Annotated in this window: 3 protein-coding genes; all 3 read left to right on the top strand. The window is 54.8% G+C overall.

Annotated elements, in window-relative coordinates; translation table 11 throughout:
• Positions 1-176 precede the first annotated feature (176 nt).
• Positions 177-995 (top strand): VTC domain-containing protein, encoded by an 819-nt coding sequence (locus ABX962_RS34225; protein ID WP_372726148.1) that lies wholly within the window; start codon positions 177-179, stop codon positions 993-995.
• Positions 980-1654: a DUF4956 domain-containing protein gene (locus ABX962_RS34230; RefSeq protein ID WP_372726149.1), complete on the top strand. Its 675-nt coding sequence runs from the start codon at positions 980-982 to the stop codon at positions 1652-1654. Before ABX962_RS34225 ends, ABX962_RS34230 begins: the two co-directional genes overlap by 16 nt.
• A 30-nt stretch (positions 1655-1684) precedes the next feature.
• Positions 1685-2734, top strand: a 1050-nt coding sequence (locus ABX962_RS34235) for a CotH kinase family protein (RefSeq protein ID WP_372726150.1), incomplete at its 3' end; no start/stop codon positions are given.

The following is a 2734-nucleotide window of genomic DNA, read 5'->3' on the forward strand; positions in this document are numbered from 1 at the left end:
CCTCGTGGTCCCCTTTCTTCAAAAGGGGCTCATCGAGTCGAGGCGGACCGACATTCGTTAAAAAAATTTGGCCCAGGGGGGGGTGTTTTGACGCATGTCTAGATGCCACCGAATCGGAAAGCCGAAATGACGCTTCGCAACGAGTCCGATGAGCACGCCCCCCAGAGAGACAGAAATTGAAATTCCTTCCCCGTTACGAGCGCACCTTCGTCCTGGATGACGTCGCCGCGGCGGCCTTGATCGAATCGGCTTCCCGCCGGATGGATCCTCCGGCTTCCAACGACGTCAGCGACCTGTTTTATGACACCGAAAATTGGCATCGTCCGGCCAAAACGAAAACGAAAACAAAAGCCAAAACCATCGACAAAACGATTTATCGGGTGCGCCGTATCGACCATGCTTGGGACGTGTTCCTCGAGCAACAGCGGCGTGAGAAACAGACGACCAAACTGCGCCGCAGCATCGTCCCGTCGAGCGAACTAAAACGACTCGAGTTGAACGTCGCGGACAAAACATGGGAAGCGACTTGGTTCCATAAAAACATCATCAAACGGGGACTGCGGCGAAGCTTGAACGTCCGATTCGACCGACTCGCATTCAATGCGGATTCGATCGAGGGCCCGCTTCGTTTGACCATCGACCGAAATATCCGCTGCCAAGTGTTTTCCGACTTGGTCAATCCCGACCAAAACCCATCCACCCCAATCCCAATGCATTTGGTGCGGATGAAGTATTCTGTTTCGCTCCCTGCTATTTTTAAATCACTGATCTATGAATTTGCGCTGCTGCCCAACCCGACGTCGATGTATCGGGAGTGTGTTTTGTGTTGCCCAGTGGATCAATGTGCGGCGATGTACCGTTCGCTACATTCCACCGAACACAAAGTCGCCGACCCCAAAGCAACCGAACCAAAAGTCACCCAAACGAAATTAACCGCGCCGCAATTGGCGGAAACCGCGTCTGCAGAGGAGGTGGCGACATGCCAATTTGGTTAACCGAAGCGGTGGGGACACCGGATCAGAGCACGGCGTTGCAGATGGCGGTCCGCTTGGTCGTGGCGTTTCTATGTGGTTGTACGATCGCTGGAATCTATCGCTGGGTGCGGCCGAGCGACAAGATCATGCCGACCTTTCCCGCAACGCTGGTGCTGTTGGCGATCTTATGCGCGATGTTGCCGTTGGTGATTGGCCAAAACGTCGCCTGGGCCTTCGGATTGGTTGGCGCCTTGTCGATCGTTCGCTTTCGCACGGTGGTCGAAGACACCCATGACATCACCTTTGTCATCTTTGCCGTTTTGGTGGGGATGGCCGTGGGTGCGGATCGTTTGATTGTCGCCATCGTTGGCATGGCGGTGACCGGAATCGCCGCATTTTTGGTCCGACCACGGCAAGGAAGCGAAAACGGATTTGCCGGTGACGCCCGATTGTCGATTCGACTGGGAATCGGACGCGACCCCGAAACGATGCTCGGAAGCGTTTTTGAACGGTTGCTTAGCAAGGTTGAATTGACGTCTGGAGGAACCAGTAAACAAGGTGCGTCACTCGATCTGAACTACCGCGTTCGTTTGCTACCCGATGCCAAACCCACGGACTTAATCAACCAATTGAATCTGATCGAAGGCGTCCAGAGTGTCGAACTTCGTCAAGGCCGATAAATTTTTCTCACAGCCCAGGAACCTATCCTCATGAAGCGATTACTTGTCCCTGCTTGTTTAGTTGCGTGCACCGGCTTGGTGCTCGGCGTTATCGCATACGCGCAGCCCCCAGGTTCGTTGGACTTCGGCTCCGGCGGCCCCGGCATGCGAGGCCCCGGCATGCGAGGTCCCGGTGGTCCGGGTGGTCCCAATCGCGAAGAACGCAAATTGTTGGACCAATTTGATCAAGACGAAAATGGATGGCTCGATCATTCCGAGCGATCCGTTGCTCGCAAAAGCATTCAACAAGACACCGCATCCGCTGCAAACCGACAGGCACCCGGCGCAGGTGGGCCTGGCGGGATGCGTGGTCCCGGAGGAATGCGTGGACGTGGCCCCGCAACCGAACCTGGCACCCCTGGACCGCAGGTCTCCCCTGCGGACGTTGCGAATTACCCCGACAAACCTCTCTATGACACCACGGTCTTGCGTACCGTGTTCCTGGAATTTGAAAACGAAGACTGGGAAATGGAACTCGAAGATTTCCATGGAACCGATGTCGACGTCGCAGCTCAGATGCAAGTCGATGGCAAAGTCTATCCCAACGTGGGCGTCCATTTTCGCGGGATGTCGTCGTATGGCCATGTGTCTCGCGGCAGCAAACGTCCCTTGAACGTCTCGCTCGATATGGCGGATGAAGATCAACGACTGTATGGCTACAAAACACTGAACCTGTTGAATTGTCACGGCGATCCGTCGATGATGAGCTCGGTCGTCTATTCCCATATCGCTCGCGATTATATCCCTACGCCCAAAGCGAACTTTGTGCACGTCGTGATCAATGGTGAAAGCTGGGGGTTGTACGTCAGCGTCCAACAATTCGACAAACTCTTTTTGCAGGAAAACTTTGGTGACGCGAAGGGGACGCGTTGGAAAGTCAGTGGGAACCCGGGCGCCGATGGAGGGCTGCGATATCTCGGCACGGATCTCGACGAATACAAATCACGGTTCGAGATGAAGTCCAACGATGGCAAAAAGGCTTGGAAAGCACTCATCGAACTTTGCCAAACGCTAAACGAAACTCCGCTGGATCAATTGGAA

This window comes from Novipirellula sp. (assembly GCF_041583735.1).
In the GTDB taxonomy this organism is placed as follows: Bacteria; Planctomycetota; Planctomycetia; order Pirellulales; family Pirellulaceae; genus Novipirellula.